Annotated in this window: 21 protein-coding genes, 1 pseudogene and 2 riboswitches; of the genes and pseudogenes, 7 read left to right on the forward strand and 15 right to left on the reverse strand. The window is 66.7% G+C overall.

The features are described 5' to 3' along the window. Nucleotides 1–77: 77 nt before the first annotated feature. The gene (locus tag AWC14_RS13470) at nt 78–449 is read right to left on the reverse strand and encodes a DUF732 domain-containing protein (RefSeq protein WP_045374697.1); all 372 of its coding nucleotides are present in this window, start codon (nt 447–449) and stop codon (nt 78–80) included. A gap of 158 nt (nt 450–607) precedes the next feature. On the opposite strand from AWC14_RS13470, the gene AWC14_RS13475 reads away from it, so the two are divergent. The 3 genes from AWC14_RS13475 to AWC14_RS13485 all read left to right on the forward strand — a co-directional run bounded on the left by AWC14_RS13475 (nt 608) and on the right by AWC14_RS13485 (nt 3,395). Continuing rightward, nucleotides 608–2,047: an FAD-binding oxidoreductase gene (locus AWC14_RS13475; protein ID WP_045374709.1), complete on the forward strand. Its 1,440-nt coding sequence runs from the start codon at nt 608–610 to the stop codon at nt 2,045–2,047. A gap of 209 nt (nt 2,048–2,256) precedes the next feature. Continuing rightward, on the forward strand, nt 2,257–2,955 hold the full coding sequence (locus AWC14_RS13480) for a DUF433 domain-containing protein (RefSeq protein WP_045374694.1): 699 nt from the start codon (nt 2,257–2,259) through the stop codon (nt 2,953–2,955). A 2-nt stretch (nt 2,956–2,957) separates the two neighbouring features. Further along, nucleotides 2,958–3,395: a PIN-like domain-containing protein gene (locus AWC14_RS13485; RefSeq protein ID WP_045374691.1), complete on the forward strand. Its 438-nt coding sequence runs from the start codon at nt 2,958–2,960 to the stop codon at nt 3,393–3,395. Nucleotides 3,396–3,430: 35 nt separating this feature from the next. Here the strand turns inward: AWC14_RS13485 and AWC14_RS13490 are convergent. The 6 genes and pseudogenes from AWC14_RS13490 to AWC14_RS13520 all read right to left on the reverse strand — a co-directional run. Further along, nucleotides 3,431–3,709, reverse strand: a pseudogene (locus AWC14_RS13490) (type ISP restriction/modification enzyme); the annotation flags it as partial. A gap of 4 nt (nt 3,710–3,713) precedes the next feature. Further along, nucleotides 3,714–4,073 (reverse strand): hypothetical protein, encoded by a 360-nt coding sequence (locus AWC14_RS13495; protein ID WP_045374687.1) that lies wholly within the window; start codon nt 4,071–4,073, stop codon nt 3,714–3,716. Between the two features lie 199 nt (nt 4,074–4,272). Continuing rightward, the gene (locus AWC14_RS30205; RefSeq protein ID WP_069601553.1) at nt 4,273–4,962 is read right to left on the reverse strand and encodes a WXG100 family type VII secretion target; all 690 of its coding nucleotides are present in this window, start codon (nt 4,960–4,962) and stop codon (nt 4,273–4,275) included. A 446-nt stretch (nt 4,963–5,408) separates the two neighbouring features. Further along, nucleotides 5,409–6,143: a class I SAM-dependent methyltransferase gene (locus AWC14_RS13510; protein WP_045374684.1), complete on the reverse strand. Its 735-nt coding sequence runs from the start codon at nt 6,141–6,143 to the stop codon at nt 5,409–5,411. Next, nucleotides 6,140–7,255: a homoserine O-acetyltransferase MetX gene (gene metX, locus AWC14_RS13515; RefSeq protein ID WP_057003521.1), complete on the reverse strand. Its 1,116-nt coding sequence runs from the start codon at nt 7,253–7,255 to the stop codon at nt 6,140–6,142. The genes AWC14_RS13510 and metX overlap by 4 nt, the downstream gene beginning before the upstream one ends. A 10-nt stretch (nt 7,256–7,265) precedes the next feature. Next, entirely contained in the window at nt 7,266–8,621 is a 1,356-nt protein-coding gene (locus tag AWC14_RS13520) for a bifunctional o-acetylhomoserine/o-acetylserine sulfhydrylase (RefSeq protein ID WP_142281687.1), read from the reverse strand. 161 nt (nt 8,622–8,782) lie between these two features. Continuing rightward, a riboswitch (SAM riboswitch) is annotated at nt 8,783–8,902 on the reverse strand. Nucleotides 8,903–9,019: 117 nt separating this feature from the next. Here AWC14_RS13520 and AWC14_RS13525 point away from each other — a divergent pair. Further along, nucleotides 9,020–11,254, forward strand: a complete 2,235-nt coding sequence (locus tag AWC14_RS13525; protein WP_045374681.1) for an NADP-dependent isocitrate dehydrogenase — start codon at nt 9,020–9,022, stop codon at nt 11,252–11,254. 83 nt (nt 11,255–11,337) lie between these two features. Next, complete coding sequence (locus AWC14_RS13530; RefSeq protein WP_045374679.1) at nt 11,338–12,567, forward strand: NADP-dependent isocitrate dehydrogenase; 1,230 nt, start codon at nt 11,338–11,340, stop codon at nt 12,565–12,567. A 65-nt stretch (nt 12,568–12,632) separates the two neighbouring features. Here AWC14_RS13530 and AWC14_RS13535 read toward each other — a convergent pair whose 3' ends face one another. Continuing rightward, on the reverse strand, nt 12,633–13,466 hold the full coding sequence (locus tag AWC14_RS13535; protein ID WP_045374676.1) for an alpha/beta fold hydrolase: 834 nt from the start codon (nt 13,464–13,466) through the stop codon (nt 12,633–12,635). Between the two features lie 81 nt (nt 13,467–13,547). Here AWC14_RS13535 and trpS point away from each other — a divergent pair, with 81 nt between their 5' ends. Then, complete coding sequence (trpS, locus tag AWC14_RS13540) at nt 13,548–14,564, forward strand: tryptophan--tRNA ligase (protein WP_045374674.1); 1,017 nt, start codon at nt 13,548–13,550, stop codon at nt 14,562–14,564. Then, nucleotides 14,561–15,583: an inner membrane protein YhjD gene (yhjD, locus tag AWC14_RS13545; RefSeq protein ID WP_045374671.1), complete on the forward strand. Its 1,023-nt coding sequence runs from the start codon at nt 14,561–14,563 to the stop codon at nt 15,581–15,583. The genes trpS and yhjD overlap by 4 nt, the downstream gene beginning before the upstream one ends. Here yhjD and AWC14_RS13550 read toward each other — a convergent pair. The 7 genes from AWC14_RS13550 to AWC14_RS13585 all read right to left on the reverse strand — a co-directional run bounded on the left by AWC14_RS13550 (nt 15,580) and on the right by AWC14_RS13585 (nt 22,760). Further along, nucleotides 15,580–15,894, reverse strand: a complete 315-nt coding sequence (locus AWC14_RS13550) for a DMT family transporter (RefSeq protein ID WP_045374700.1) — start codon at nt 15,892–15,894, stop codon at nt 15,580–15,582. The genes yhjD and AWC14_RS13550 overlap by 4 nt on opposite strands. An 11-nt stretch (nt 15,895–15,905) precedes the next feature. Continuing rightward, a riboswitch (guanidine-III (ykkC-III) riboswitch) is annotated at nt 15,906–15,969 on the reverse strand. 15 nt (nt 15,970–15,984) lie between these two features. Continuing rightward, entirely contained in the window at nt 15,985–16,362 is a 378-nt protein-coding gene (locus tag AWC14_RS13555; protein ID WP_045374668.1) for a nuclear transport factor 2 family protein, read from the reverse strand. A gap of 23 nt (nt 16,363–16,385) precedes the next feature. After that, on the reverse strand, nt 16,386–17,540 hold the full coding sequence (gene nagA / locus AWC14_RS13560; protein WP_057003522.1) for an N-acetylglucosamine-6-phosphate deacetylase: 1,155 nt from the start codon (nt 17,538–17,540) through the stop codon (nt 16,386–16,388). Then, a complete protein-coding gene (locus AWC14_RS13565) occupies nt 17,531–18,892 on the reverse strand; it encodes a sugar porter family MFS transporter (RefSeq protein ID WP_045375760.1) in 1,362 nt (453 codons plus the stop codon). Before AWC14_RS13565 ends, nagA begins: the two co-directional genes overlap by 10 nt. A gap of 218 nt (nt 18,893–19,110) precedes the next feature. Next, nucleotides 19,111–20,328, reverse strand: coding sequence for a D-alanyl-D-alanine carboxypeptidase DacB1 (gene dacB1, locus AWC14_RS13575; RefSeq protein WP_045375764.1), 1,218 nt, complete (start codon nt 20,326–20,328; stop codon nt 19,111–19,113). Between the two features lie 84 nt (nt 20,329–20,412). Then, nucleotides 20,413–21,414 carry an SMP-30/gluconolactonase/LRE family protein gene (locus AWC14_RS13580; RefSeq protein WP_045375766.1) on the reverse strand — a complete coding sequence of 334 codons (1,002 nt, stop codon included), beginning with the start codon at nt 21,412–21,414 and terminating at the stop codon, nt 20,413–20,415. Further along, nucleotides 21,411–22,760, reverse strand: coding sequence for an aspartate aminotransferase family protein (locus AWC14_RS13585; RefSeq protein ID WP_045375773.1), 1,350 nt, complete (start codon nt 22,758–22,760; stop codon nt 21,411–21,413). The genes AWC14_RS13580 and AWC14_RS13585 overlap by 4 nt, the downstream gene beginning before the upstream one ends. Nucleotides 22,761–22,989: the final 229 nt, after the last annotated feature.

The following is a 22,989-nucleotide window of genomic DNA, read 5'->3' on the forward strand; positions in this document are numbered from 1 at the left end:
TTGTCCCAGTTCAGGAGGCATTTTCGTGGTTCCCACGCCGATCACCAACGACCGACCGTCCACGGATTCAGGCTAAGCTAGATGCTCGGCATCCCCGGCACCTGCGGCAGATTCGGCATCTGGCCGTTGGCGATCGACGCCATCATCGACGGGCAGTACATCGAAATGGCGATGCTGGTGAACATCTGAGCCATGGCCGGCGACATGCCGTTGTGGCCGACCACGCTCGACGCCGCGGAGGCGAATGATCCGCCCGGCTGCGACAGCATCGGACAAATCGACTGGCCCAGCGCGGCCGTTCCCGCTGGGTCCTGATAGTTGACCCCGGCGCCACTGAGCGCCGAGAGAAACGACTCGTCGATCGAGTCCGCGTGCGCCGGGGCCGCGATCGCCGCAGCCGCCGCGAGCAAGCCGGCGGCGGCTGCTGGTGCTATCCATTTGCGACGCATGTCGCGCTCCTAATCTGTAGGGGTTCCAAGGAACACTGAGTCACCCGCATCACGTCTACGACACGGCGCGGTAAAGGTTCGCGCACGTTTGGCTCGACACGCCTGACACAGTATGCGGCAACGTCAGTTTTGCCAGTGCCGTGGTTGACAATGCGGCGGTGGCTCGTGAGTTCTCACGCAAGACATTTCTACGCGGTGCAGCTGGAGCATTGGCCGCCGGTGCGGTATTCGGCCCGGTGCGGGCGCGGGCGGAACCGAATCCCGCTGGCTGGAGCGGTCTTTCGTCCACCATCGGCGGGCAGGTGCTCACGCCGGGCGATGGTGGCCAATTCGTGACGGCCAAACAGGTTTTCAACACCAACTACAACGACTCAACACCAGCGGCGGTCGTTGTTCCTTCGTCGGCGGCCGACGTCCAGAAGGCAATGGCATTCGCCACCGCCCACAACCTCAAGGTCGCGCCGCGCGGGGGTGGGCATTCCTACGTGGGGGCCTCGACGGCCAACGGCACGATGGTCCTCGACCTGCGTCAGCTGCCCGGCGGTATCAACTATGACGCCGGCACCGGGTTGGTCACGGTGCCGCCCGCGACCAGTTTGCACGCGATCCACCAAGCGCTGGCCGCGGCCGGGCGGGGCATTCCGACCGGTACCTGCCCGTCGGTCGGCGCCTCGGGGCACGCCCTGGGTGGCGGGCTGGGTGCGCAGTCCCGGCACGCGGGCCTGATGTGCGACGCGCTGAGATCGGCGACAGTCGTGCTGCCCAACGGACAGGCGGTCACCGCATCGCCCGCGGAAAACCCCGACCTGTTTTGGGCGCTACGTGGCGGCGGCGGCGGAAACTTCGGCGTGACAACGTCGTTGACATTCGCCACGTTCCCCGCCGGCGACGTCGACGCGGTGAACCTCAACTTCACGCCGCAGTCGTTCGCTGCGGTCCTCGTCGGTTGGCAGAACTGGCTGCGGACCGCCGACGCAAGCAGCTGGGCGCTGGCCGACGCCACCGTCGACGCGATGGGTACCCACTGTCGCATCCTCGCCACCTGCCCGGCCGGCTCGGGCGGCAGCGTGGCGGGCGCCATCACCAAAGCCGTTGGGCTGCAACCGATCGGGACCGAGAACCACACATTCAACTACTTGGACCTGGTCAACTACCTGGCGGTCGGGAACCTCAACCCGTCACCGCTGGGATATGTCGGCGGGTCCGATGTTTTCACGACGATCACCCCGGCCGCCGCCCAGGGGATCGCGTCGGCGGTCGACGCCTTTCCGCGTGGCGCGGGCCGCATGTTGGCAATCATGCACGCCCTCGACGGCGCGCTCGCCAGTGTGGCGCCGACGGCCACCGCCTTTCCGTGGCGCCGGCAGTCCGCACTGGTGCAGTGGTATGTCGAGACATCCGGTGACCCGTCGGAGGCCACTGGCTGGCTGGGCACCGCGCACCAGGCGGTGCGGCCGTATTCGGTCGGCGGCTATGTGAACTATCTCGAAGTGAACCAGCCCGCGGCGCGGTACTTCGGCCCGAATCTGGGCCGGCTCGCCGCCGTCCGGCAAAAGTACGACCCCGGCCGAGTCATGTTCTCGGGGCTCAACTTTTAAGCGGCGAGCGTGGACTTGTGGTACGCAAATCGACAAACCGTGCAACAACTCCCCGTTCAGCGTGCTTAGGCCAGTTGCCGGCGGCAAAGCCCCAGACGCGGGAGCATCCTGTAATCGGGGCGCGACGTCGCCTGCTGAGCTATCGGAGTCGTCGTCCCGGCACGGTCTTCATCGGCAAATCGGCCGGGCCCTGGTGATAGTGATGTGTCATGCTTGCGCTTATGTCGGTTAGCTCGCTGCTGGATCATGAGATCTATATGTACCCCGAGGTCGATCGGCTCGTCGGCCTCGGGAGCGGGACCGCACGACGGTGGATCAATGGGTACACGCGTGGCGGCAAGTCGTATGACCCGATCCTGCGGGTTGCACCGAAAGACACACCGTGGGTGACGTGGGGCGAGTTTGTCGAAGCTCGCATGCTTGCGGAGCTTCGCGAAGAGGTACCAACTCCCCGACTGCGCGCCGCGATCGACAGCCTGCGCCGTCGCTACAACATTGATTACCCGCTGGCACACCTGCGCCCTTATCTCTCAGTCCATCAACGTGACCTGACGATTGCGGGTGATGACGCGGGGTTGTCTGACGATGAAATGGTCGTGCGCACAGGCCAACAGCTCCTCGGTGGAGCGCGTTGGCTCGTTGACCGCGCCACGCTGGCGCAGGATGAAACGGGCGAGACGGTCATCGCCGAGCTGCCCGCCGACAATGAATATCCAGACATCGTCATCAGCCCGATGCGGTACAGCGGGCAACCCACCTTTGTCGGCCGGCGCGTCTCAGTTGCGACGATCGCCGGGATGGCTGCGAGCGGCGAACGGCCCGAGGATCTGGCCGCTGATTATGGATTGAGCCTTCGGCAGGTCCAAGAGGCGAAAGACTACGCCGAGAAGTATCGGTTGGCGGCCTAGTCGTGCTCGAAGTCGACGATGTGGTCTACGTCGTCGACGAGAATCTGCTGCGGCTGGGCAACGGCTTGACCGCTGTGCGCAAGGACACTGCGGTGTTCAGCCGGCCTCCGGTCGACGAGTTGCTTCCACAAGGCATACGCGACCCGGAGTGGATACCGATTGTGGGCGACCGTGGGTGGGTACTGATCACGACTGACAGACGGCTGCGGACAAGGCCGCACGAGGCAACTTTGGCAATTACTCACAAGCTCAAGGTCATTCACCTGCATGGCGACGTCGGGAAACGGTCGGCATGGGACCAGCTCGTGCGTGTCGCGGTGCGTTGGGGCAGCATCGAGGGTCAGCTCGCGAGAGCCCCTGAGGGGCCATGGTGGTTGTCGCTGCGCCGTGGCGGTGCATTGGCGATGAACTTCGCACCAGGCGCGGCCGAACGCGCGTAGAAGTAACGCGCTTCATCTCGCGCTTTGCGATCGAGTCAGGCGAGAGTGGTTACCGCGGCAAGGCTGTCGACGATCTTCATGGTTTCGACGCTGACGGTGGTGACTTTCTTGATCAGCTCGACGATGTAGGTGGGGTCGTCGTGCTCGTCGCACCAGTCGTTGGGGTCGTTGACGATGCCCGAGGCTTTGTCGGTGGTCACCTGGTAGCGGTCGATGATCCAGCCGAGCGCCGAGCGTGAACCGAGCAGGTAGCGTTCGGCTTCCTCGGGGATGCCGGCGATGGTGACCTTGCCGTTGTAGACGATCGCGGAATGCCCGCTACACATACTCGTTGCGTGACAGTACAAGCGTCTCTGCCGGGGCAGAGATGTCGACGTAGTAATGACCCGCACCGTCGGTCCGAGGAGCCATATGCGTCAACAGCTCGACGATCTCTGCAGCTTTGGCGCCGTCGAGCCGCCACACTGCGCGATCATCGCGCAGGTCTATGTCAGCCGCACCAGCCTGAATGATGAACTCGTGAACCATTCCATCCTGGTCCAGTCGTGATGAACCTTGTTGCTGCGCCTGAGTTAACGCCTTAAGAACGACGCTCACCCCGGCGGTATCCATGGCCAGCAACACCGCGTCGTGGCCGAAGTAAAACTTCGGAGCCAGCTCGGCACGAACTACGGTCATCGCGTTCACGCTTTCCTATAACGTCGGTTCTTCGATGTTGCCATGTTGTCCGGGTAGCGGACCTCCGCCACCACTGCCACCGATGCTTCCTCCACCGAAACCACCGAAACCTCCTCTCGGAGGCGCAGGAGGCGGCGCTGGCAGCTCAACGGGTGCTCGCGGCGCGGGGGGTTCTCGCGGCGCAGCGGATGGCGGCGGCTCAGGCGGGGCATTCGGAGTAGGCGCGGGTGCCCGAGAGCCAGATCGGGGCGGCGCTCGCGTCGTCCGTGTGCGGCGGAAGCTCACCGATCTGAATGTTCTGCCACTCAGGGAACTTCGTATCGTGTTGGTTGAAGTCCCAATGCGGGTTATGCCATTTATCGGTGCCCGGATCGTATCTCCACTCGCCGCCCTTCTCGTCCCACAGGCTCATGCCGCCCTTAGCCTGCTCGCTCGGGCGGCTTGCTGGTCCTACGGTCAGGTTTCCCGCGACCGGAGGTCGGACGCCCTCAGGCGGCAGACCTGGAGCCGGCGGCTGCAAAGGCTGGTCCGGGCCTTGCTTCCAGTCAACGAGTTGTGCCCCGTTGTGCTCTTTATCGCGGTCGCCCTCCATGTCCATCGCTGATGCCAGCGCGGCGGATCGCTCGTCGTCTGTCGTGGCGTACTGCGCGCTTGCGACGTGAATGTTCGTCGAGATGTCGTTGAGCTGGGTGACCTGTGCGTCAGCCGCTTGCTGGAACCGAGTGATCGCCTGCTGGGCAGCACTCGCGGAGAATCCCTTCCAATGGTCGTCCAGCTCAGCGGCTGTCGACTCCACGCGGGCGATGACGTTCTTCAGCTCCCCGGCGATGCGCTCGAAGTTCGCGGCCTCACGAGCAAGGACGGCGGCGTCGGTGGTGAGCTGCGCCATGCGGCGATTATATGGGCGCTGACAGCTGCGCGATCGCAGGAGATTTCTCAGGCGACTCCTGTTCTCCCTGGTCAGCGCCTACTACTTGGTGGCGTGCACAACCAATCTGGTCAGCCCAAGGATCGTGGCTGCAAGCTCCGGTAACTGCGACGCGCCCTATTACCTTATCGAAGTCCGCCTTGCCAGCGCATGGGCCACGTGCCCGGAGACCAATATCGACGACCTGACCCTGGCATGCGGCCTGCACCACAGACTCGCCAGCCAAGGCTGGCGTACCCGCAAGCTCAAGAACGGTGAGACCGAATGGATCCCATCCGGGCCTGGACCGCGGCCGACCAAGAACCAACTTCTACCAGCACCCGCGAAAACTCCTCAGCGCAGACGATGAGCGTGGGCTTGCGGTACGCCTCGCACCGAAAACCCGCGCTAAAACCCCACATTCGGCGCTAGGTGGAAAGCGTGGCCCGTACGCAGACCGTGACGTATGGCAGGGCAAGGCCGTTGTTGTTGGCCAGCGCCGGATGGGTGGCCAGCAATTCCCGAACCTGGTCCAGCGTCTTGGTGCGCACCTCGGTCGGCGAGGTGATGCAGTAGCTGCGCGACGCCACCAGGTCGATAAGCGCTTGCGGCGTCAGGTAATTCGTCCACTCGACCTGATGACGCTCGATGCCGGTGAACGGCTCCGGAAGGGTCGCCCGGCCGCGGGCGGGATCGCCGTCGCTACCGATGATGCGGCCCAGCTCACGCACCCAGCCGAGCCGCTCGTCGCGGGTGTTCCACACCAGGCCCAGTCGCCCGCCCGGCCGCAGCACGCGCGCCACTTCAGGAATTGCCCGCGACGGCTCGAACCAATGCCACGCCTGGGCAACCAGCACCGCGTCAACACTGTTGTCGGCCAACGGAATCTCTTCTGCGGTCCCCAACAGCGCGGGCGTGTCGGGCAGCGAGCTGCGCAGCACGTCGAGCATCTCGGGGATCGGGTCGACGGCTACCACATCCAGCCCGCGCTCCACCAGCCGGGTGGTCAGCTTGCCAGTTCCCGCGCCCAGGTCCAGCACGTCGCGGGCATCCGCCGGCAGCAGCCAGTCGATCGCCTCCGGCGGGTACGACGGGCGGCCCCGCTCATAGGCCGCCGCCTCCGCGCCGAAAGACAGCGAGCGCTCTTGCCGGGAGCGAGTCACCGTGCCCGCACTCCGTCGGCCAGCGCAAGCGTCTGCCGCACCATTTCGCCGACGGCCTCGGACTCCACCAAAAAACCGTCATGCCCGTAGATCGAGTCGACGACCTGCAGCCCCGAACAGCCCGGCAACAACTCGGCGAGTTCCTCCTGCAGACGCAGTGGGTAAAGCCGGTCGGACGTGATCCCGCCGACCACCACCGGAACCGGGCAGCCGCGCAGCGCCGCGGCCACCCCGCCGCGGCCGCGGCCGACGTCGTGACTCGACAGCGCCTCGGTGAGCACCACATAGCTGCCGGCGTCGAACCGCGACACCAGCTTGCTGCCCTGGTGCTCGAGATAACTCTGCACGGCGTAGCGGCCGTCGCCCTGGACGTCGTTGGCGAACCTGGTGTCCAGCTCGACCTCGCCGCGATAGGTCAGATGCGCGAAGCGCCGGGCGATCTGTAGGCCGGCCTCGGGTGTGCGCCCAGTGTCGTAGTAGTCGCCGTCCTGCCAGTTGGGGTCGGCCTTGATTGCCGCGATCTGCGTGCTCTGCGTGCCGATCTGGTCGGCGGTGGCGCGCGCGCCGACCGCCAGCAGCAACCCGGACCGGACGCGGTCGGGATGGCTGACGATCCATTCCAGCGCCCGGGCGCCGCCCATCGAGCCCCCGACGACGCCGGCCACCTCGGTGATACCGAGCGCGGCCAGCGCGGCCACATCGGCCTCCACCTGGTCGCGCACCGAGATCAGCGGAAATCTTGAGCCCCAAGGCTTTCCGTCACGGGCCAGCGAGCTGGGGCCCGTCGAGCCGCGGCAGCCGCCCAGCACGTTGGTGGCCACCGCACACCAGCGGTTGGTGTCGATCGGCGCGCCCGGCCCGGCGATACCGTCCCACCAGCCCGGCGTCGGATGCCCGGGACCGGCGGGTCCGGTGATGTGCGAATCACCGGTGAGCGCGTGCAGCACCACCACGACGTTGTCGCGCGCCGGCGACAACTCACCCCAGCGCTGCACGGCGATACAGACGTCGTCGATCACCTCGCCGCTTTCCAGCTTCAGCGAGCCGATGTCGACAACCCCCAGCTCGCCTTCGGCGGGCAGCGTCTGGGTCGGCACGTCGGAGATCGTCACCTCAGCCTCCTCAGAACGCCGCCACTGCTTGCGGATCGGCGGAGTCGCGGTGCGCGCGGGCCGCGGCGAAACCGAGCTCGAGGTCGGCCAGGATGTCGTCGATGCCTTCGATGCCGACGGCGAGCCGCACCAAACCCGGGCTGACGCCGGTGGACAGCTGCTCTTCGGGACTGAGCTGGGAGTGCGTCGTCGAAGCCGGATGGATCACCAGCGACCGCACGTCGCCGATGTTGGCGACGTGGCTGTGCAGTCGCAGCGCGTTGACGAACGCCTTGCCGGCCGCCACCCCGCCGGCCAGTTCGAACGCCAGCACCGCGCCAACACCCTTGGGCGCCAACTTCTTTGCCCGCTCGTGCCACGGCGAGCTGGGCAGCCCGGCGTAGTTGACCGACACCACGTCGTCGCGGCCGGCGAGGTACTCGGCCACCCGCTGCGCGTTGGCGACATGCCGCTCGATGCGAAGGCTCAGCGTCTCCAGGCCCTGGGCCACCAGAAACGCGTTGAACGGCGAGGCGGCCGACCCGTAGTCGCGCAGCAGCTGCACCCGGGCCTTGAGCGCAAACGCCGGCGGACCCAGCTCGGCGTACACCACGCCGTGATAGCTCGGGTCGGGTGTGGTGAAGCCGGGGAAGCGGCCGCTGGTCCAGTCGAAGGTGCCGCCGTCGACGATCACGCCGGCGATCGCCGAGCCGTGCCCGCCGAGGTACTTGGTGGCCGAATGCACCACGATGTCGGCGCCCTGGGAGATCGGCTGGATCAGGTACGGGGTGGCGATGGTGTTGTCGACGATCAGCGGCAGGCCGTGCTCGTGGGCCACCGCCGACACTGCGGGTGTGTCGAGGACGTCGATCTGCGGGTTGGAGATGGTCTCGGCGAAAAACGCCTTGGTGTTCGGCCGCACCGCCGATCGCCAGGAGTCCAGGTTGTCGGGGTCGTCGATGAACGTGACGTCGACGCCGAGTTTGGCCAGCGAATGGTGGAACAGGTTGTAGGTGCCGCCGTAGAGCCGCGGGCTGGACACGATGTGGTCGCCGGCGCCGGCCAGGTTCAGGATCGCGAAGGTCTCCGCGGCCTGCCCGGAAGCCAGAAACAGCGCGGCCACCCCGCCTTCGAGCGCGGCGATCCGTTGCTCGACGACGTCGGTGGTCGGGTTCATGATCCGGGTGTAGATGTTGCCGGGCACCTCCAGCCCGAACAGCGCCGCGGCGTGCGCGGTGTCATCGAAGGTGTAGGAGGTGGTCTGGTAGATCGGCAGCGCCCGGGCGTGGGTGGCCGGGTCGGGCCGCTGGCCGGCGTGGATCTGCTTGGTCTCGAACGACCAGTGCGCGGCCGGGTCGCTGTCGGTGTGCTCAGCGCTCATCTGCATGCTTTCTGCTGGAAGGTTCGGGTTGCTCGCAAGGCTGCGGGACGCCATCGGGAGACGACGTCAACCGGCAGGCCTGCGTTCAGCAACTGCGAGACACGATGGGCCAGCCCAAATAGGCGCGCATCAGGTTTCCCTGTCTACTCGGGGGGCCCGTCACGGCGGACCCGCGCTTGCCGCGTAGCCGGTTGTGGCTACTCAACCTGGTCATCACCCGGGGCACCCCACCGCGGTTGGAGGGTTGCCGGCCAGCAAGCCGGGGCTTAGCGCTGGCGCTCATGACCGATTTGCAGCTTATCGCACGTCGCCGACCTGGTGCCAGCGGGCCACGTGGCGCGCGGCGGCGCCCGGTACGGGATACTGGCAGTCACACCTGACCGACAGCGACGCCGGGAGAAACCATGAGCGCCGAGCAGCCGACCGTTATCTACACGCTGACCGACGAGGCGCCGCTGCTGGCGACCTACGCGTTTCTGCCGATCGTGCGTGCCTTCACCGAGCCGGCCGGCATCAAGGTGCGCACCAGCGACATCTCGGTGGCCACCCGCATCCTGGCCGAGTTTCCCGACCACCTGACCGAAGAGCAGCGGGTGCCGGACAACCTGGCCGAGCTGGGCCAGCTGACCCAGTCGCCTGACACCAACATCATCAAGCTGCCCAACATCAGCGCCTCGGTGCCGCAGCTGGTGGCCGCGATCCGCGAGCTGCAGGAAAAAGGGTTCAAGGTCCCCGACTACCCGGAGAACCCGAAGACCGACGCGGAACGAGAGGTCCGCAAGCGCTACGCCAACGTCCTGGGCAGCGCAGTGAATCCTGTTCTGCGGCAAGGCAACTCGGACCGTCGCGCACCGAAGGCGGTCAAGGAGTACGCCCGCAAGCACCCCCACAGCATGGGCGAGTGGTCGATGGCGTCGCGCACCCACGTGGCCACCATGAAGCACGGCGACTTCTACCACGGCGAAAAGTCGATGACCCTGGACCGTGCGCGCGGCGTGAAGATGGTCCTGGAGACCAAGAGCGGCCAGACGATCGTGCTCAAGCCCCAGGTGTCGCTGCTCGACGGCGACATCATCGACTCGATGTTCATGAGCAAAAAGGCGCTGTGCGACTTCTACGAAGAGCAGATGGAGGACGCCCGCAAGACCGGCGTGATGTTCTCGCTGCACGTCAAGGCGACGATGATGAAAGTCAGCCACCCCATCGTCTTCGGCCACGCCGTCAAGGTCTTCTACAAGGACGCCTTCGCCAAGCACCAGAAGCTGTTCGACGAACTGGGTGTCAACGTCAACAACGGACTGGTCGACCTCTACAGCAAGATCGAGTCGCTGCCCGCCTCACAACACGAGGAGATCATCCGCGACCTGCACGCCTGCCACGAGCATCGGCCCGAGCTGGCCATGGTGGACTCGGCCAAGGGAATCTCGAACTTCCATTCGCCGTCCGACGTGATCGTGGACGCCTCGATGCCCGCGATGATCCGCGCCGGCGGCAAGATGTACGGCGCCGACGGGCGGCAAAAGGACACCAAGGCGGTCAACCCCGAATCCACGTTCGCCCGGATCTACCAGGAGATCATCAACTTCTGCAAGACCAACGGCCAATTCGACCCGGCCACCATGGGCACCGTCCCCAATGTCGGCCTGATGGCGCAGCAGGCCGAGGAGTACGGCAGCCACGACAAGACGTTCGAGATCCCCGAGGACGGTGTCGCCAACATCGTGGACCTGACCACCGGCGAAGTGCTGCTGAGCCAGAACGTGGAAGCCGGCGACATCTGGCGCATGCCGATCGTGCGCGACGCGCCGATTCGGGACTGGGTCAAGCTGGCCGTCACCAGGGCACGCAATTCCGGTATGCCGGTGGTGTTTTGGCTGGACGACGAGCGTCCGCACGAGAACGAGCTGCGCAAAAAGGTCCAGGCCTATCTCGAGGACCACGACACCGAGGGCCTGGACATCCGCATCATGCCGCAGGTGTGGGCCATGCGGTACACGCTGGAGCGGCTGATCCGCGGCAAGGACACCATCGCCGCCACCGGCAACATCCTGCGCGACTACCTCACCGACCTGTTCCCGATCCTGGAGCTGGGCACCAGCGCCAAGATGCTGTCCATCGTGCCGTTGATGGCCGGCGGCGGCATGTACGAAACCGGCGCCGGCGGTTCGGCGCCCAAGCACGTCCACCAACTGGTGGAGGAAAACCACCTGCGCTGGGATTCGCTCGGCGAATTCCTCGCGCTGGGCGCCTGTTTCGAAGACATGGGGATCAAGACCGGCAACGAGCGGGCCAAGATCCTGGGCAAGACATTGGATGCGGCGATCGGCAAGCTGCTGGACAACAACAAGAGCCCGTCGCGCAAGACCGGCGAGCTCGACAACCGCGGTAGCCAGTTCTACCTCGCCATGTACTGGGCGCAAGAGCTCGCGGCGCAGACCGACGACCCGCAGCTGCGGGACCACTTCGCCGCCCTGGCCGATGCGCTGACCAGCAACGAAGACGACATCGTCGCCGAACTCAACGAGGCGCAGGGCAAGCCGGTGGACATCGGCGGCTACTACGCGCCGGACGCCGCCTTGACCACCGCGGTGATGCGACCGAGCAAGACGTTCAACGCCGCACTGGCCGCAGCCGGCTGACGCAGGTCCGGTTCAAACCGGGCGGTACGGGGCACCCGTACCAGTGATCACTCGTCGTCGTGCGCAGGAGGGCTCGAACTCAGATGTCCGGCAAATCCAAGATCAAGGTCGAAGGCACGGTTGTCGAGCTCGACGGCGACGAGATGACCCGCGTCATCTGGCAGTGGATCAAGGACCTGCTCATCTTCCCGCACCTCGACATCGACCTGGACTACTACGACCTGGGCATCGAGCACCGGGACGCCACCGATGACCAGGTGACGATCGACTCGGCCTACGCGATCAAAAAACACGGCGTCGGCGTCAAATGCGCCACGATCACTCCCGACGAGGCCCGGGTCAAAGAATTCGACCTCAAGCACATGTGGTCCTCGCCCAACGGCACGATTCGAAACATCTTGGGCGGCACAATCTTTCGCGAACCGATCATCATCTCGAACATCCCGCGGCTGGTGCCCGGCTGGAAGAAGCCAATCATCATCGGCCGCCACGCTTTCGGTGACCAGTACCGGGCGACCAACTTCGAGGTGGACAAGCCCGGGCGCGTCACGTTGACCTTCACCCCGAGCGACGGCAGTGAGCCGATCGTGCACGAGATGGTGTCGATCCCCGAAGGCGGGGGCGTGGTGATGGGGATGTACAACTTCAAGCGATCCATCGAGGATTTCGCCCGGGCGTCGTTTGCCTATGGGCTGCAAGAGAACTACCCGGTGTATCTGTCGACGAAGAACACCATCCTCAAGACCTACGACGGCATGTTCAAAGACGAGTTCCAGCGCATCTACGACGAGGAGTTCAAGGACAAGTTCGAAGAAGCCGGACTGACCTACGAGCACCGGCTGATCGACGACATGGTTGCCGCCTGCCTCAAGTGGGAGGGCGGATACGTGTGGGCCTGCAAGAACTACGACGGCGACGTCCAATCCGACGCGGTGGCCCAGGGTTACGGTTCGCTGGGCCTGATGACGTCGGTGCTGATGACAGCCGACGGCCAGACGGTGGAAGCCGAAGCCGCCCACGGCACCGTCACTCGGCACTTCCGCCAATACCAGGAGGGCAAGCCGACCTCCACCAACCCGATCGCCTCGATCTACGCGTGGACCCGCGGATTGCAGCACCGCGGCAAGCTGGACGACACCCCCGAGGTGATCGACTTCGCCCAGACGCTGGAAGACGTCGTCGTGTCCACGGTCGAGGGCGGGCAGATGACCAAGGACCTCGCGCTGCTGATCGGCGACGACCAGGAATGGCAGACCAGCGAGGAGTTCCTCAACACGATCGCCGACAACCTGGAAAAGGCGCTCACCTCGTAGGGCGAGCAGACGCAGAATCGCACGATTTCGGGACGAAACGTGCGATTCTGCGTCTGCTCGCGCGGCTACGCCTCGATGGCGCGGGGCGGCCAGCTGTACTGGTCGATGAAGTCGAGGATGACTTCGGTGATCCGGCCCGGCGCCTCGAACATCGGGATGTGGCCCAGGCCGTCGAGCTCGGTCACTTGCGTTCCCTCCGGCAGGTGGGACCGGAAGTAGCGATGCGACCTGGGCCCGGGGAACACGCGGTCCTTCTCGCAGATCACCAGGTGCGCGGGAACGGCGGTGTGCGCCAAGTCCAGCAGGCCGGGCCCCACCAGCGCCTTGAGCAGAAGCTGGAAGTAGGCCGGGCAGTGCGCCACGTCGTCGACGATCGCCACGAGCTCGGTTTCGCTGACCCCGTCCAGCGAGGCGCTGATCGGCAGCGTGGCCAGCCGGCGGGCCAGCGGCAGCCGCAGCGCCCGGTGGCCCAGGAAGCGGGCCAGTGCCCAGACCGGCATGCCCAGCACGAACTTCGCGATCACCTCGAACTTTGTCGGAGTCCAGCGGCTCCAGCCGCCGGCGGGGGCGATACCGGTGACGGTTCGTGCCCGCCCACGGCTTTCCAGCTCGAAGGCCACCCAGCCGCCCAGCGAGTTGCCGACGATGTGGGCGGTGTTCCAGCCCAGCTCGTCGAGTTGCCGCTCGACGTGGTCGGCCAACACCGACGAGCTCAGGAACCACGTGCCGGCATAAGGACCGCCGTTGTGGCCGGCCATCGTGGGGGCGAACACCTCGTAGCGGCCGGTGTCGGCGAGCTGCTGGGCGACCGTGTCCCACACGATCTGCGAGATAAGAAACGGGTGCAGCAAAACGACCGGTTCACCGGAGCCGAGATGGATGGGCGCGCGAGACGTCACCCTCCCGACAGTAAGGTGATACCGGCGGTACCGCAAGCAGGGGGCATGCGGCCGGCGGTGGCGTGAAAAGATCGAGTCACCATGAGCACCGCAACCGGATTGCGCCGGGTCTTTTCCGGCGTCCAGCCCACCTCCGACTCGATGCACCTCGGCAACGCGCTGGGGGCGGTGACGCACTGGGCTGACCTGCAGGACAATCACGACGCCTTCTTCTGCGTCGTCGACCTGCACGCCATCACCATCCCGCAGGACCCGGAGGTGCTGCGGCGCCGCACACTGGTCACCGCCGCGCAGTACCTGGCGCTGGGTATCGATCCCGCCCGCAGCACGGTCTTCGTGCAAAGCCATGTGCCCGCCCACACCCAACTGGCATGGGTGCTGGGCTGTTTCACCGGTTTCGGGCAGGCCTCGCGGATGACCCAGTTCAAGGACAAGTCGACACGGCAGGGCAGCGAGTCGACGACGGTGGGGCTGTTCACGTATCCGGTGCTGCAGGCCGCCGACGTGCTGGCCTACGACGCCGAGCTGGTGCCGGTGGGGGAGGACCAGCGCCAGCACCTCGAGCTGGCGCGCGACGTCGCCCAGCGGTTCAACAGCCGGTTCCCGGACACCTTCGTGGTTCCCGAGCTGCTCATCCCCAAGGTCACCGCCAAGATCTACGACCTGGCCGATCCGACGTCGAAGATGAGCAAGTCGGCGGCCACCGACGCCGGCCTGATCAACCTGCTCGACGATCCGGCTTTGTCCGCCAAGAAGATTCGCTCGGCCGTGACCGACAGCGAACGCGACATCCGCTACGACCCGGACGCCAAGCCCGGGGTGTCGAACCTGCTCGTCATTCAGTCCGCGGTGACCGGAACCGATGTGGACACGTTGGTAGAGCGTTACGCCGGGCGCGGCTACGGCGACTTGAAGAAGGACACCGCCGAGGCCGTCGTCGAATTCGTGACACCGATCAAGGCCCGAGTCGACGAATTCCTCGCCGACCCAGCCGAATTGGAATCCGTGTTGGGCAACGGCGCGGCACGGGCCCAGGACGTCGCCGCAAAAACCGTCGATCGGGTATACGACCGGCTAGGCTTTTTGCCGCACAGATGAGCGAGCCGGACAGACCTGGAATCCTCGATCGGCTGCGAACGCGATACGGGTGGTTCGACCACGTCATGCTGGCCAATGAACGCTTCGACGAATGCAAGGGCAACTACTTCGCCGCCGGGCTCACCTACTACACGATCTTCGCGTTATTCCCTTTGTTGATGGTGAGTTTCGCGGTCGGCGGGTTTGTGCTGTCGCGCCGGCCCGACATCTTGCACCAGATCGACAACAAGGTACGGGCCAGCGTCCCGGGCAATCTGGGCCAACAGGTGATCGACCTGATGAATTCGGCAATCGACTCGCGAGCGTCGGTCGGCATCATCGGCCTGGCCACCGCCGGATGGGCCGGCCTGAGCTGGATGGCCAATCTGCGCGAAGCGCTCAGCGCCATGTGGAAGCAGCGCGCCGAGCCGCCCGGGTTCATCCGCACCAGGCTGTCGGATTTGTCGGCGATGGTGTCCTCGTTCGTGGCGATCCTGTCCACCGTCGCGCTCAGCGCGCTGGCCAGCGCTCGGCCGATGGCCAAACTGCTTGGCTGGCTTGGGATTCACAACGTCCCCGTGCTCGACGGGGTGTTGCGCGCTGTCTCAGTGCTGATGTCGCTGCTGGTGTCGTGGCTGGTGTTCACCTGGATGATCGCGCGGTTGCCGCGGGAGTCGATCAGCTTCGCCAGCGCGGTACGCGCCGGGCTGCTCGCAGCGGTGGGCTTCGAGCTGTTCAAGTTCGTCGGATCGATCTATCTGCAGTCGGTGCTGCACACCCCGGCGGGTGCCACCTTCGGACCGGTGCTGGGCCTGATGGTGTTCGTCTACGTCACCTCACGGCTGCTGTTGTTCGCCACGGCGTGGGCGGCGACGTCACCGGAAAACCTCTTGGCCACACCGGTCGAACCGCCGGAACCCGCCGTGATCACACCGCGGGTGCAGGTCGACGACGGCCTGAGCGTGCGTCAGGCGCTGACCGCAGCAGCCGCGGGAGCCGTTGGCGCGCTGGGTATTTCGCGGCTGGTTCGGCGACGCTAGCTCACCAGCTTCAGGCCGACGATGCAGCCCACCACACCGGCGATCAGCACGACCTTCACCAGGGATGCGGCTTCGTCGCCGGTCAGCATGGCGTAGGCAACGGTGATCGCCGCGCCGATGCCCACCCATACCGCGTAGCTGGTCCCGGTCGGCAGACTGCGCATCGCGAACGCCAGCCCGGCCATGGACAACGTCAGCGACACCGCGAAAACCAGCGACGGGGCCAGCTTCGAGAAGCCGTCGGAGCGGTTCAACGCCGTCGCCCACACCGCCTCCAGCGCACCCGACACCACCAACACCAGCCAGGCCATCGCACACCTCCACGGCGCCGTCTTGTCGCTGGCCGGGTACGGTGCCCCTCGTCCGGTGTCGATTGCCGACGGGTCGACCATAGCAAAACCCTACGGGCGCCCGCCTTTTGCGAGTTCCGCGGCCATCTTCTCGGCGAACACCGTGGCAGCCTTGAGCGGCCGGACCATCACGGTCAACTCGTCGATCAAGCCGTCGTCGCGCGTACGGATGAAGTCGCAGCCCTGGATATCCAGGCCGTCGACCGTGGCGCGGAACATCAAAGCCGCGGTGTCCGCGCTGATTTCCCTGTCGAAGTCAAACCCCTTTAACACGGTTGCGACCGCCGAAACGATGGTCGCGACCTGCTCCCGGCCGATGTACGGGCAGTGTGCGACGGGACTGTGCAGCACCACGTCGTCGGTGAACAGCTTTCCGATGGTGCTGGTTTCGCCGGCTTCGACAGCGGCGCGGAACGGGTGTACGGGCATTGTCGTGACCTCCGGATCGGTTCCTAGGTAAGACGTCGCAGCGCATGCGGATGTGACATGCCGTCGTCAAGTACCCACTGGCCGCCCGCCATCACGGCGGTCAGCTCTAGATCCCGGTCCAGCACGACAAGATCGGCGTTGAGACCCGCGCGCAAGCTGCCGACGTCGCCGAATCCCAGTGCGTGGGCCGGGGTCGTGGACGTCATGTGTACTGCTGCGGCCAGCCCGGACCCGGCTGCCACCGTACGGAACAGCTGATCCATGGTCGCGGTGCTGCCCGCGATGGTCGATGTCCCGCGCACCCGCGCCACGCCCGAGACGACGTCGACGTCGAGCGTTGCCAGGCGAAACGACCCGTCGCCCCGGCCCGCCGCTGCAATGGCGTCGGTGACCAAGGCCACCCGCTCGGGACCTGCCGCCTCGATCACCGCACGCAGCACGGCCGGATGGACGTGCACGCCGTCGGCGATCAGCTCGACGGTCACCCGGGCATCCTCCAGCAGTGCCAGTACCGGTCCCGGTTCGCGGTGGTGCAGCGGCCGCATCGCATTGAACAGATGGGTGCCGACCGTCGCGCCCAGCGCGACGGCATGCTGCGTCTGCTCGTAGCTGGCATCCGTATGTCCCACGGCCACAACCACTCCCGCGTCCACGAAGCGGGTGATGGCGTCGTCGGCGCCGGGGCGTTCCGGTGCCAGGGTGACCATGCGGATGGTGCCGTCGCCGGCGGCGAGCAGCGCGTCGATCTCGGAGGGTTGCGGGTCGCGCAACTGCCGACGGTCGTGTGCCCCGCAGTGCTGCGCGCTCAGCCACGGCCCCTCGAGGTGGATGCCCGCGACGACGCCGGCCCGGGTCGCCTCGGCCAGCGCCCGCACGCCGGTCAGCAGATCGTGGTGGGACGCGCTGAGCAGGCTGGCCAGTGTGGTGGTGGTGCCGTGGCGGCGGTGAAACTCGGCCGCCCGCATGATGTCCGGGCCGTGGTAGGAGGCTCCGCCACCGCCGTGTACGTGGATGTCGACGAAGCCCGGCACCACCACGGCGTCGGGCAGATCGACGTCGGGTGGGCGCGGCGGCAGCCCTGGCCCGCAGTCGAGGATGCGCGCGCCGGACACGTCCACCCACCCGGGGCTGCAGAGCTGCTGCCCGAGAACCGTTGTGCCGGCGGCGATCAGGGGCACGGCCGAGCCTCCGTCGGCGCCGCCTCGGGCCAGCGGCCGCCGCATTCCCAGAAGTGTCGAATCTCCTCGAGCTGGCGGCCCTTGGTTTCCGGCGCAAACCGGTAGACGACGGCGAACGCGGCCACCGCAAAGCCGCCGAATACCGCGAAAGTGCCTGAGCCGCCCAGTGATTGCAGCATGGTCAGGAAAGTGCCGACCACCGCCGCGTTCGCCACGTGGTTCGCGGTGAGCATGGCGCTGGAGCCTATCGCCCGCAGCCGGGACGGGAAGCTCTCACCGGCGTACACCCACACCAGCGCGCCGAAACCGAAGGTGAAGCCCATCGTGAACAGCAGCACGCCGACGAACCCGAGTACCGCTGAAAAGTGCGTGGCGAACACGCCGACGAGCAGTAGGTCGGCGGCGATCATCATGGCTATGCCCGACAACAGGATTGGCCGCCGGCCCAGCCGGTCGACCAGAACCAGCGAGACCAGCACCGCGGCCAGAGCCGCGGTCTGCACCAGGGCCGGCAGAACCAGCAATGAGAAGTTTCCGGCGAAACCCATGGCCTCGAACAGCCGTGGGCTGTAGTACACGATCGCGTTGATCCCGGTGATCTGGATGAAGAAGCCAAGCCCGATGACGAAGAGGGTGGCGCGCAAATACGGCGCCCGCAGCATCTCGACCAACACCCCGCCGCTTTCTTCGTGCAGCGCGCGGTCGATCTCGGCAAGTTCCGTCTCGACGTCGCTGTCCGGCTCCACACGTAGCAGCGCCCGACGAGCATCGGCAACCCGGCCCTTGAACAGGTACCACCGGGCGGTGTCGGGCATCCGCAGCAAGGCCGGCGTCACCAGTGCCGCGGGCAGCGCGGCCAGCGCCAGCATCCATCGCCAACCGTGCCATCCGGCCAGCAGGTAGGCGGCCAGGTAGCCGAGTATCAGGCCGACGACGGTGGCCACCTGGTAGGCCACGAGCAGCGAACCACGCCGGCTGGCCGGGGCGGACTCGGCGACGAAGACCGGAACCACCACGATCGATACCCCGATGGTCAGGCCCAGCAACAGCCGCGCCGCCAGCAGCATCGAGGCCGACACCGATATGGCGCCGAGCAGCGCGAAAACCGCGTATCCGGCGGCGACCAGCACCATCGACCGCCGGCGTCCGATCGCGTTGGCCAGCACGCCGCCTCCCAGCGCGCCGGCGATCTCGCCCAGCACCACCGCCGTCGTCACCAGCTCTTGCTGCCGGGTCGTCAGATCGAACTCGTCGGTGATGAACAACAGCGCGCCGGCGATATTGGACAGGTCGTAGCCGTAAATGACGCCCAGGCTTGCCGCGGTCAGACCCAGCAGTCCGGCGCGGCGCATACCGTTTTATAGCAGCGGGCGCCCTGCAGCCGGTTGACTCGAGGCAATCCTGTCCGGCTGGGAGGACCAGCGCTGCGGCAAGATTCTCAGCGCGGCGGCGATGACGATGGCCAGGGGCAGCAAGCTGGTGCTCGTCGAGATCAGCCACCAGCCGCACGCTTCGAATCCGCTGGTGCCGTTCCAGCACTCGGTCGTGGTAGAGAAGCCTTGGGTTGCCATCAGCACTCGCGCTGCGGTCGGCGGTTCAGCGATCGCGCGGCCATCATCAAGCCGAACACGATGATCGTGCCGATGACCGCCACGCCCACCCGCACCGGGAGCGCGTCGGCGGGCGGCACGATGGGCGCGGCCCGGTTGGCGGTGGCATCGTCGGCGGCATCGGGTTTGGCGGCCACCAGCGCGGGGTCGGGTTCGATGAGCGTTCCCACCCGGGTACCGGGAGAGGTGGCGAAGCCATAGTCGAGCAGGTGCGCGGCCTGTTCCCACGGCGCTATCGGCTGCCGGGTGCCGTGCAGCAGCACCGCCATCAGCCGGCGTCCGTCGCGGTTGGCCGCGCCCACGAATGTCTGCCCGGCGTCGTCGGTGTAGCCGGTCTTGCCGCCCAGCGCGCCGGGGTAGTGGTAAAGCAATTGGTTGTCGTTCTCCAGCTGGTAACCGGGATGGTCGGCATGGCCGGGGAAGTCGAAGGTGCGGGTGGCCACGATGTCGGCGAATGTCGGGTTCTGCCAGGCGTATCGGTAGAACAGCCCGATGTCATAGGCCGACGTGCTCATGCCGGGCCCGTCCAACCCGGACGGCGTCGCGACGCGGGTGTCGCCGCCGCCCAGCTTGCGGGCCAGCGTGTTGATTTTCTCCAGCGCGACCGGCATGCCGCCGAGTTGCATGGCCAGCGCGTGCGCGGCGTCGTTGCCGGAATGCATCAGCAGCCCGTGCAGCAGCTGGTTGACCGTGTACGTGCCGCCGGGCGCGACACCGACTTTGGTGCCCTCCGCAGCGGCGTCCTCCGGGGTGCCGGCGACGGCCTTGTTGAGATTGAGCTCGCCCAGTGACGCCATCGCGACCAGCACCTTGATGACGCTGGCCGGGCGGTGACGACCGTGCGGGTCGCGGGCGGCGAGGACGGCGCCGCTGTCGAGGTCGGCGACCAGCCATGCCTCGGCGGAGACGTCACCGGGCACGGGCGGGGTGTCCGGTGCGGCGATCACGCCGCAGGCGCCCAGCGCGTTGCCGCCCACCGGCGCGGCGGGTACCGGCAGCGGAACCGGGGGGTCGCCGGCCTGCGGCACCTCCGACGAGTCGACCGCCGGCGGGGTGGTGACCCGATACGGGCAGGTGCCCGTCGCGGCGTTGGGCTCGGCGACGGCGGCGGGCATGCTCGGCGCGGCCGACAGGAAAAGCGCCCCTGCCAGGCACAATGCGGATCGTAAGCGGGCCATCGTGTGTGCAGATTAGGCGATCGACAGCGGATTTCCGGGGCGCCGCGCTGTGACAAATGTTGCAGAAGTTACTAAGACTTGGGTTTAGAGGCTGGTGGCCGCCAGGTCCACGTGGGCGAGTGCCGGGTAGTTGATCGTGCCCATCCACAGTCTGCCGGCGCTCTCCACGAGCCCGGTGACGACGCCGAACTGCGGATGCCTGGTGCGCAGACCGGCGACAACGTGGCCGTGGTCGGGGTCGAAGGCGACCGCCCACACCTCCGGCTTGATCTGCGGTTGCAGCCGCTCGGGCAGCCGCCACGCCAGCTTGCGCAGAACCGGCGCCCGCGGCACCAGCCATTCCAGCGCGGTGTTGACCTCGGCCACCATTGCGGCCCAGATCCGGCCGTCGGCGCCGGTGGAGATGTTGTCGGGCATGCCGGGCAGGTGTTCGGCGAGCGGTGTCACCGACCCGGCCTGCGGGCCGGAGAGCCAATACTTCGAGAGCCGTCGCGCCTGGGTTTCGGCGAACACCAGCGCCGACTCGTCGGCCGTCGTCGTCACCCCGTTGGCGAAGTACAGTCCGTCGAGCAGCTGCGTGACGGTGCCGTCGGGGGCGAGCTTGAACAGGCCGCCGCGGCCGCGCGCCTCGATGACCGCCGCGGTGTAGTGCTCGAACCGGAAATCGCACGTCGACTCGGTGAAATAGATTGTCCCGTCCGATGTTTCGGTGACATTGGAGCAGAACATCAGCGGTCTGCCGGCCACCGAGTCGGCCAGCGTCGTCAGCGTGCGGTCATCCGGGTGCAGCGCAAGCACGCCTCGGTAGCTGTCGCAGATGAGGACTCGCCCGTCGCGAGCGACGTGCAAGCCCAGCGGCCGCCCACCGGTATCGGCGACGACGACGGGCTCGCCGCCGTCGGGTGAAATCCGCACAATACGGCCGTCTTCCAAGCCCGCCCAGATGTGGCCGCCCGCGTCGGCGACGACGTCCTCGGGGCCGTTGCCCGGCAGTGGGACGACGGTGATGTCCGGCGAGGGGACATCCGGCAGCGGCTCGACGGGCGGTGGCTGCCACCGCACCGGGTTGATGCGCGGTTTACTCACAGTGCGTCCGCCAGCACTGCGCGCAGGACGGCCTCGATCTCGTCGAACTCGGCCTGGCCGCTGATCAGCGGCGGAGCCAGCTGGATCACGGGGTCGCCGCGGTCGTCGATGCGGCAGTACAGTCCGGCGTCATACAGCGCCGACGACAAAGCCGGGAGCAGCCGCCGGCGTTCCTCTTTGGTGAAGGTTTCCCGGCTGGCCTGGTCCTTGACCAGTTCGATCGAGTAGAAGTAGCCCTCGCCGCGGACATCGCCGACGATGGGCAGGTCGTAGAGCCGCTCGAGTGTGCTACGTAGTTGCGGCGCAAGGTGTTTGACGCGGTCGTTGAGACCTTCGCGCTCGAAGATGTCGAGGTTGACCAGCGCGACCGCCGCCGACACCGGGTGACCGCCGAACGTGTAGCCGTGCGGGAACGTCGTTGTGCCGTCGTTGAAGGGCTCGAACAGCCTGTCCCTGGCGATCATCGCGCCGAGCGGCGAGTAGCCGGACGTCAGCCCCTTGGCGCAGGTGATCATGTCCGGCACGTAACCGAAGTCGTCACAGGCGAACATCGACCCGATCCGGCCGAAGGCGCAGATGACCTCGTCGGAGACCAGCAGCACGTCGTAGTCGTCGCAGATCTGCCGGACTCGTTCGAAGTAGCCCGGGGGCGGCGGGATGCTGCCGCCGGCGTTCTGCACGGGTTCGAGGAAGACCGCGGCGACGGTGTCGGGCCCTTCGAATTCGATTGCCTCGCCGATGCGCTCGGCCGCCCACTGGCCGAAGGCCTTGAGGTCGGTGTTGAACGGTTCGGGTGCGCGGTAGAAGTTGGTGTTCGCTACTTTCACCGCGCCCGGTGTCAGCGGCTCGAACGGCGCCTTTTGTGCGGGCACACCAGTGATGGCCAGTGCGCCCTGCGGTGTGCCGTGGTAGGCGACGGCCCGCGAAATCACTTTGTATTTCCCGGGTTTGCCGGTCAGCTTGAAGTATTGCTTGGCGAGTTTCCACGCGGTCTCGACGGCCTCGCCGCCGCCGGTGGTGAAAAACACCCGGTTGAGATCGCCCGGTGCATAGTGGGCGACGCGCTCGGCGAGTTCGATCGCCGGCGGGGTCGCGTACGACCACAGCGGAAAGTAGGCCAGCGTGCGGGCTTGCCTGGCGGCGGCTTCGGCGAGCTCGTCGCGGCCATGCCCGACTTGCACGACGAACAACCCGGACAGCGCGTCGAGGTAGCTCTTGCCGCGGTCGTCGAAGATCCGCACGCCCTCGCCGCGGGTGATGATCGGCGGGGTGATGCCCGGGCCGTGCCGGGCGAAGTGACCCCACAGATAGCGATCGGCTTTCGCCGAGAGGTCGTCGGTCGTCATCGTGCCGAGCGTAGCGCCAGGGAGCTTTTCGCCGTCCAAGGTCGCCCTCACGTTACGTTCGGCGCTCAATGGAGGCAGATGGTCTGCGGGATCAGTGACTGCCGGCGCCAGCACCACCCGCGCTTCCACCGATGCTGCCGCCACCGTGACCGTTGCCGACATCACCCGGTGGTTGCGGACCTCTGGCCGGTGGCGCCGCCGGGGGTTGGGGACCGTCGGTGGGTGGGGA

The sequence above is a fragment of the Mycobacterium kyorinense genome, from assembly GCF_002101735.1.
GTDB lineage: Bacteria > Actinomycetota > Actinomycetes > Mycobacteriales > Mycobacteriaceae > Mycobacterium > Mycobacterium kyorinense.

Coding starts and splice junctions, on each gene's coding strand:
- AWC14_RS13565 (WP_045375760.1), bottom strand. CDS start 18,892: ATGCGCCGCGCCGGACTGCTGGGTCTGACCGCGGCAAGCCTGGGCGTC.
- yhjD (WP_045374671.1), top strand. CDS start 14,561: ATGAGCGAGCCGGACAGACCTGGAATCCTCGATCGGCTGCGAACGCGA.
- AWC14_RS13470 (WP_045374697.1), bottom strand. CDS start 449: ATGCGTCGCAAATGGATAGCACCAGCAGCCGCCGCCGGCTTGCTCGCG.
- trpS (WP_045374674.1), top strand. CDS start 13,548: ATGAGCACCGCAACCGGATTGCGCCGGGTCTTTTCCGGCGTCCAGCCC.
- AWC14_RS13525 (WP_045374681.1), top strand. CDS start 9,020: ATGAGCGCCGAGCAGCCGACCGTTATCTACACGCTGACCGACGAGGCG.
- AWC14_RS13495 (WP_045374687.1), bottom strand. CDS start 4,073: ATGACCGTAGTTCGTGCCGAGCTGGCTCCGAAGTTTTACTTCGGCCAC.
- AWC14_RS13530 (WP_045374679.1), top strand. CDS start 11,338: ATGTCCGGCAAATCCAAGATCAAGGTCGAAGGCACGGTTGTCGAGCTC.
- AWC14_RS13480 (WP_045374694.1), top strand. CDS start 2,257: ATGCTTGCGCTTATGTCGGTTAGCTCGCTGCTGGATCATGAGATCTAT.
- AWC14_RS13585 (WP_045375773.1), bottom strand. CDS start 22,760: ATGACGACCGACGACCTCTCGGCGAAAGCCGATCGCTATCTGTGGGGT.
- dacB1 (WP_045375764.1), bottom strand. CDS start 20,328: ATGGCCCGCTTACGATCCGCATTGTGCCTGGCAGGGGCGCTTTTCCTG.
- AWC14_RS13550 (WP_045374700.1), bottom strand. CDS start 15,894: ATGGCCTGGCTGGTGTTGGTGGTGTCGGGTGCGCTGGAGGCGGTGTGG.
- AWC14_RS13555 (WP_045374668.1), bottom strand. CDS start 16,362: ATGCCCGTACACCCGTTCCGCGCCGCTGTCGAAGCCGGCGAAACCAGC.
- AWC14_RS13520 (WP_142281687.1), bottom strand. CDS start 8,621: ATGCAGATGAGCGCTGAGCACACCGACAGCGACCCGGCCGCGCACTGG.
- AWC14_RS30205 (WP_069601553.1), bottom strand. CDS start 4,962: ATGGCGCAGCTCACCACCGACGCCGCCGTCCTTGCTCGTGAGGCCGCG.